This is a genomic window from Streptomyces sp. SID8352 (assembly GCF_009862265.1).
GTDB lineage: Bacteria > Actinomycetota > Actinomycetes > Streptomycetales > Streptomycetaceae > Streptomyces.
On record NZ_WWGX01000111.1, the window covers coordinates 56,427 to 63,458 of the forward strand.

A 7,032-nucleotide genomic window follows, 5' to 3' on the forward strand; every position below is an offset into this window, starting at 1 on the left:
GAGAGGCCGACCATGTTGGCCACGAGATTCAACAAGCCCTTCGACATCACGGTCGAACGGGTCCCGGACCCGCGGGTGGTCGACCCCACCGACGTGACCGTGGAGATCCTGTACTCCGCCATCTGCGGATCGGACCTGTGGACCTTCCGCGGCATCGTCCCGCACGCCCCCGGCGGGATCGGCCACGAGTTCCTGGGACGCGTCCTCGACGTCGGCGCCGCGGTGACCTCGGTCCGGCCGGGCGACCCGGTGATCGCGCCGTTCGTCTTCTCCGAGGGCGACTGCCACCAGTGCCGCAGCGGGCTGCAGCCCCTGTGCGAGCACGCCGGGATCTGGGGCAGGGACTGGGCGGGCGCCCAGGCCCAGGCCATCCGTGTGCCCTACGCGGACGCCACCCTCGTCCCGCTGCCCTGGGCGGCCGACGAACTCGGCACGGAACTGGCCCGACGGCTGATGCCGCTGTGCGACGTGTACGCCACCGGCACCCACGGCGTGGCCCTCGCGGGCGTCGCCGCCGGTGACAGCGTCGTCGTCATCGGTGACGGGGCCGTCGGCATCTCGGCCGCCGCCGCGGCCCGCCGCGCCGGCGCCGGACGCGTGGTGCTGCTCGGCGAGCAGCCGGCGCGGCTGACCGTCGCCGAAGGCTTCGACGTGGAGACGCTGCGGGTCTCCCGCGACGAGTCCCCGGTCGAGCGGGTGCGGGAACTCCTCGGCGGACGGCTGCCCGACCGGGTGGTGGAGTGCGTCGGCATGCAGTCCGCCTTCGACACCGCGCTGGACGTGGTGGCACCCGGCGGGGGAGTGGGGTACGTCGGCGTCCCGCACGGTGTGGACCCGGTCGCGCCGATGCGGCTCTTCGGACGCCAGATCCGCCTGTGCGGCGGGGTGGCGCCCGCCCGCCACTACCTCCCCCGACTGGTCGAGGAGGTGCGTACCGGCCGACTCGACCCCTCGCCCCTGATCGACCGGACGCTCGCGCTCGCCGACGCCGCGGCGGGCTACGCGGCGATGGACACCGGAACGGCACTGAAGGTGCTGCTGGACACCACGGGAGGAAGCCATGGCGACTGAGCCAGCGGTGATCATCGTCGGCGCCGGGATCGGCGGCCTGACCCTGGCACTGGAACTGCACGACCGGGGCGTGGGGTGCGTCGTCCTGGAGGCCGCCCCGCGACTGGAGCCGCTCGGCGTCGGCATCAACCTGCTGCCGCACGCCACCCGCGGTCTCTCCCGCCTGGGGCTGGAGGACGCGCTGGCGGCGGTCGCGGTGACGACGGCCGAGTCGGCCTTCTTCAACCGCTTCGGCCAGCACGTCCACACCGAACCGGCCGGCCGCCACGCCGGTTACGCGTGGCCGCAGTTCTCGATCCACCGGGGCGACCTGCAACGGGTCCTCCTGGACGCGGTGCTCGAACGCCTGGGCTCCGACGCGGTCCGCCTCGGCCACCGGGTCGTCTCGGCGTCCCAGGACGCGGACCGCGCGACGGTACGGATCGAGCACCCGGACGGAACGACCGGTTCCCTCTCCGCCGCCGCGGTCGTCGCCGCCGACGGCGTGCACTCGGCGATCCGCCGCCAGTTCCACCCCGGGTCGGCCACGCCCAGGTACACCGGCTGCATGATGTGGCGGGGCACCACCGTGTGGCCGAGGTTCCTGTCCGGGGCGTCGATGGTGCGGGCCGGCTGGCTCGCCACCGGCAAGATGGTGATCTACCCCATCCGCGACGCCGTCGACGACCAGGGACGCCAGTTGGTCAACTGGGTCGCCGAGTGCGAGGCGCCCCAGCGCGGCAGGCGCGACTGGAACACCCCGGGGCTCATCGAGGACTTCATCGGTCCGTTCGCGGACTGGCACTTCGACTGGCTCGACGTCCCGGCGATGATCCGCGCGGCCGACGAGGTGCTGGAGTACCCGATGGTGGACCAGGACCCCCTGGACCACTGGACCGAGGGGAGGATCACCCTCCTCGGCGACGCCGCGCACCCGATGGTCCCGCGCGGTTCCAACGGAGCCGCGCAGGCGATCCTCGACGCCGGGGTGCTGGCCGCGGAACTCGCCGGGGGCGACCCGCTCACCGCGCTGCGCCGCTACGAGGAGATCCGCCTCCCGGCGACGTCCCGGGTGGTCCTCGCCAACCGGGCCAACCCGCCGGACGCGATCCTCCGGGAGGTCCACGAGCGCACGGGCGACCGGCCGTTCGAGCGGATCGACGACGTCATCGGCCGGGACGAGATCACCGCACTGAGCGACGGGTACAAGGTCGTCGCCGGATTCGACAAGGAGCGGTTGACGCCGTAGGCCGGGGCACGGGCGGCGTCGGCACCGCGGGCACCGGCGGTGCCGCAACCACCCCTTGCCGCGGGGCGGGCGCCGCGCCGGCGCTCCCCTCGTACAGCGTGCCGGTCGCGTCCGTGACCCCGCACGGTCGCTCTCCCCGCCCCTGAGGCGGGCGACCGGTCGCGGAAGCGGCCGGCACCCCCGGGCCCCGGCGGTCCGAACCCGCCGCGGGACCGGAGGGGACGGTGTGCGGGCCGGACGGGAGCCCGGCACGGGAACCGGAAGGACGGCACCCCCGGCTCGCCCACCCGACTCCCGGGACCCCGCCCGCCCTTCCGGGCGCCTCGGCCCGCCCCCGCTCTCTCCACCACTCCGGGTCCTCCGCGTACGGGCCGCCCGCCCGCGCGCCCACGGACCGGGCCGCGTCCGGCACCCACGGGCCGTACCCGGGCCGTACCCGGGCCGTACCCGGGCCGTACCCGGGCCGTACCCGGGCCGTACCCGGGCCGTACCCGGCGCGGACCGGACGGGTCCGCGTCCGGGGCGCCGCCCGGCCCGCCCGCACCGATGACGCACCGCGCCGCGGTCCGGGCGGACACGCGATCACACCTCGTCCGGTCCGGACGAGGCATCCCTTCAGGAAGCGGCACGCGCCGCTGTCGAACGGAGCGCAGAAATGAACGGATCGCAGTTCACCCCCTGTTGCGCGGGGAGCGCGCAGCCCCCTTCCCGGCGGGGCCTGCTCAAGGCGGCCGGTGCGGTCGGCGGCGCCGGTCTGATGGCGCTCGGCGGCTCCGGCGCCGCGGTCGCGGCCCCCGGGTCCGCCGGAAACGGAGCCCACCGGGGCGAGTGGGCCGGTCTGCGCGTGGTGCTGCTCGGCACCGGCGGCGGGCCGGTGCCGATGACGGACCGGCAGATGACCTCGCAGGCCGTGGTGGTCGACGGCCGTGCCTACGTGGTCGACTGCGGCAGCGGAGTGGTCCGGCAGCTCTACGCGGCCGGGATCACCCACGCGATGGTGCGGGCCCTGTTCGTCACCCACTTCCACGCGGACCACTTCAGCGACTACCTCCCGATGATCCTCTTCGGACGCCCGATCCCCGGTGTCGGCTACGGCTACCCGGACCGGCTGCACGTCTACGGCCCGCCGTCCCTCGGCCTGCCGCCGGGCACCCCGGCCCCCGGTGTGGAGCTGATCCGGCCGGAGAACCCGCACCCGGGCATGACCGACGTCCACCACGGCATTCTGGAGGGCTTCGCCACCACCACCAACAGCCAGGGCATCGCCAGCCGGATGGGACCGGACATCCGCGACCTCGTGGTGCCGCACGACATCCCGGTCACCGCTCCGGCGTCCCTGCCGGCGCCGCCGAGGACACGGCCGTTCACCGTGTACGAGGACGACCGGGTGCGAGTGAGCGCGACCCTGGTCACCCACTACTGGCCGTTCCCGGCGTTCGGTTTCCGGTTCGACACCGACCACGGCAGCGTGACCTTCTCCGGGGACACTACACCGAGCGCGAACCTGGTCGAACTGGCGCGCGGCACCGACCTGCTCGTCCACGAGGTGATGGACGGCCAGCGCATGATCGACACCGGTACCGCGGAGGACATGGTGCGCGGGCTGCGCGGCTGCCACACCGACATCACCGAGGTCGGCGGCGTGGCCGCCGACGCCGGAGCGCGGCGGCTCGCCCTCTCCCACATCGTCCCGCTGGGCCTCACCTCGCCGACACCCCCGAAGATCCCCGTCGGCCGGTGGCGCTCCCGGGTGGGCCGCGACTACGGCGGCGACCTGGTCCTCGGTGAGGACCTGATGCGGCTGAGGGTACGGGGCCGCCGGACCCGCTGACCCCGCGCCCGGGGAGGGCGGGAGCGCCCGTGCTCCCGCCCTCCCCGGGCGCTCCGGAGTGCCGTCCCCGGGACGGAGGGCCCCGCGAGCGCGGACCACGGCGCGACCGGTCCACCGGGGCGAAGTGCGGCAGACCATGACGATGATTTCTCATCCGGTACAGGTAGTTGTATATGCCCATGAGTCATGTCGTAAGGTCATCCGGTGATCGCATTCATACGGAACGCTCGGCTCTGGTTCGCCCCCGAGGAGGTTCGGCAGGAAGGCACCACCCCGGACTACCGGTTCTCGCTCGCCAACGAGCGCACCTTCCTCGCCTGGCTGCGCACCGCCCTCGCCCTGGTCGGCGGCGGTTTCGCGGTGGACCAGTTCCTCCCCGGCCTGGGCCGGGGCTGGCGCGTCGGGCTCGCGCTCGCGCTGCTCGCGACCGGCGTGCTGTGCGCGCTGCGCGCCGTCAGCCACTGGGTGCGCTGCGAACGCGCCATGCGCAAGGGCGAGGACCTTCCCGTCTCCCGCTTCCCGGCCCTGCTCAGCCTGATCGTCGCCGTCGTGGCCGTGGTCATGGTGGTCGTGGTCCTCGTCGGCCGGGAGGGCTGAGCATGCCGACCGGAGACGCCCGCAGCGCCCGGCCCCGGGACCCCGGTCTCCAGCCCGAGCGCACCCGTCTGGCCTGGCGCCGCACCACCCTCTCCGGCACCGTCGTCGTCGTGCTCGCCGCGAAGTCCGCGCTGCACCACGGCGCGGCGGTGCCCGCCGTCCTGTGCTGCGCACTCTGGTCGGCCGTGCTCGGTGCCGCCCACGGGCGTGTGCGCGTCCTCGCCTCGGCCCCGGAGCCTCGCCCGCTCACCGTTCCCCGCGCCCTGACGGCGGCTCTCTGCACATCGGCCCTGGCGGTCTGCGGCGCCTTCCTCGTCGTCTAGAGGGGCGGCGGGCGAGGGCGTCGTCGGTGCGGTATGCGTCGGCGACCCACGTCGCGGCGGTCGGCGCTATGAAGCCGAGCACGATGCGGTCCCGGGGATCCTGCAGGCGCCCGTTGACCGGACCGGTGTCGTAGAGGGACAGCCACTCCGTGACGTGGTCGGAGTGCATGTGGGTGAAGAAGATCCCGCGCACCCGCCCGAGATCGGCGGGCTCGCCGAGCAGGCCCGAGCGGAAGAGCCGGAGGGGGTGCCGTGACCGAGGTCGACCAGGTACACCCTGTCTCCGTGCACCACGGCCGTTGCGCTTGCCGCTGAGGACGATCGGGGGGCGATCGGGCCCACGCCGGTGCCCAGGAGGAGGACCACGCGGGTGCGGTGCTTGGAGCGGGGTCCCGGTCCCTGCGGTGGCGGCGGGACCGGCGCCGAGGGCCGCGGCCCCGGCTCCGCCAAGGGGGTACTTCACGATGCGCGTCGCGCCGCTCGGAGCGGTGGCTGCCGGGGCTGTGGAGGCCGCCTTCCACAATTTCCACCCGCCCATGGTGCGTGCGGCGGGCGACCCCCGGCGCGTGGTCGTTCGGCGCCCCCGACGCGGTCCTCCGCGCCCGGAGCGAGGCCGCGGTCGCCGTCCTGCCCCGGGTGGCGCCCCCGGCGGCGGAGCTCCTGCCCCCGCTGGCGCGGGCGGCCGACGTGGCGGACGGCGCGGGGCGTCCGCTGTTCGCAGCGAACCGGGGGCTGACCGCCGGTGGCGACGTGCCGGGGGACGACCCGGTCGGCGCGCTCCGGCAGGCCAGGACGGCGCTGCGTGAGCACCGAGGGGGTCGAACATGTGGCCGTGCTGACAGCGGAGCGCCTGGACGGCTGCGAGATCGAGTCCTGCACAGACGCCTTGGCCGCGGTGCTTGGGCCGGACGGGGCGGCGCGTGTCCTCGCCCTGCTCGGGCCGGTCGCAGAGGAGGTGCTGGCCTCCGGCGTCATCCCCTTCCCCAGTCCGACGGGGGCTGCCCGCGTGCGTCCGCTGAACGCGATAGGCCACCGAAAAGAGCTGGATCTTTCTCTCCGGAAAGAATCACCATTGATCGCGGATCATTATTGGACACGGATTCTTCTTGCCGCTGTTTTTCGGCTCCGTGAATTCCTGCTCCGTTCAGCCGGAAACAGCCTTGTGTCCGAATCCGGCGCCGACGGCGATCTCGCGGTTCCTGCCGCGCTCATCACGAAGAACGAGGCAGAGGGCGCCCTGCCCCCGCCCGGGCCGGCACACGGCACAGGGACACGAGTGGCGCTCCCGCAATCCCATGCCGTCTTCAAGGACGTCCGGAATTTCACTGTCGAGGTCTGCGGAGATTGGGAGAGGCTACTGAGCCACGAGCGTCACCATGTCGCTCATCAGTCTCGTGGACACTGATCAGGGGAGAATTCGTGTCTCACAAGAAAAAGACCGTGCTCACGGCCGCCGTGGCCGCATCGCTCGCCCTCGTCGCCTTCGGCGCGAACGCCTCCGCCGACCCGGGCACGGCCAAGGCGAAGGCGACGAAGGCCACCGCCACGAACGGCCTCAGCGGTACCTGGTACAACGAACTCGGTTCGACCTTCACGGTGACGGCGCACGCGAACGGCAGTCTCACCGGCACATACGACTCGGCGGTCGGCAACGCCGAGAACCAGTACGTGGTGAAGGGCCGTTTCGACACCCTTCCCGCGCCGGACCACGGCACGGCACTCGGCTGGACCGTCTCCTGGCGCAACAGCTACCGCAACGCCCACTCCGCGACCACCTGGAGCGGCCAGTACTTCGGCGGCTCCAACCCGCGGATCAGCACCCAGTGGCTGCTGACGTCCGGCACCACCTCCGCCGACCAGTGGAAGTCGACGCTGGTCGGCCATGACGAGTTCACCAGGACCAGGCCGTCCGCCGCCACGATCGCCGCGGCCCGCAAGGCCGGCGTGAACGGTGGGGCCCCCTCTGCGCAGAAGTGACACGC

The 7,032-nt window shown here is 73.5% G+C and carries 7 protein-coding genes; all 7 read left to right on the forward strand.

Translation table 11 applies throughout. The features are described 5' to 3' along the window. Positions 1 to 12 precede the first annotated feature (12 nt). The 7 genes from GTY84_RS32005 to GTY84_RS32035 all read left to right on the forward strand — a co-directional run bounded on the left by GTY84_RS32005 (position 13) and on the right by GTY84_RS32035 (position 7,027). Complete coding sequence (locus tag GTY84_RS32005; RefSeq protein WP_161229923.1) at positions 13 to 1,071, forward strand: alcohol dehydrogenase catalytic domain-containing protein; 1,059 nt, start codon at positions 13 to 15, stop codon at positions 1,069 to 1,071. After that, a complete protein-coding gene (locus GTY84_RS32010) occupies positions 1,061 to 2,299 on the forward strand; it encodes a flavin-dependent oxidoreductase (RefSeq protein ID WP_161229924.1) in 1,239 nt (412 codons plus the stop codon). The genes GTY84_RS32005 and GTY84_RS32010 overlap by 11 nt, the downstream gene beginning before the upstream one ends. Positions 2,300 to 2,954: 655 nt before the next feature. Beyond that, on the forward strand, positions 2,955 to 4,130 hold the full coding sequence (locus tag GTY84_RS32015) for an MBL fold metallo-hydrolase (protein ID WP_161229925.1): 1,176 nt from the start codon (positions 2,955 to 2,957) through the stop codon (positions 4,128 to 4,130). Between the two features lie 204 nt (positions 4,131 to 4,334). After that, the gene (locus tag GTY84_RS32020) at positions 4,335 to 4,727 is read left to right on the forward strand and encodes a DUF202 domain-containing protein (RefSeq protein WP_161229926.1); all 393 of its coding nucleotides are present in this window, start codon (positions 4,335 to 4,337) and stop codon (positions 4,725 to 4,727) included. 2 nt (positions 4,728 to 4,729) lie between these two features. Then, positions 4,730 to 5,050, forward strand: a complete 321-nt coding sequence (locus GTY84_RS32025; RefSeq protein WP_161229927.1) for a DUF202 domain-containing protein — start codon at positions 4,730 to 4,732, stop codon at positions 5,048 to 5,050. Positions 5,051 to 5,852: 802 nt separating this feature from the next. After that, on the forward strand, positions 5,853 to 6,455 hold the full coding sequence (locus GTY84_RS32030; protein WP_161229928.1) for a hypothetical protein: 603 nt from the start codon (positions 5,853 to 5,855) through the stop codon (positions 6,453 to 6,455). Between the two features lie 14 nt (positions 6,456 to 6,469). Next, on the forward strand, positions 6,470 to 7,027 hold the full coding sequence (locus GTY84_RS32035) for an avidin/streptavidin family protein (protein ID WP_161229929.1): 558 nt from the start codon (positions 6,470 to 6,472) through the stop codon (positions 7,025 to 7,027). The last annotated feature ends 5 nt before the right edge of the window (positions 7,028 to 7,032 follow it).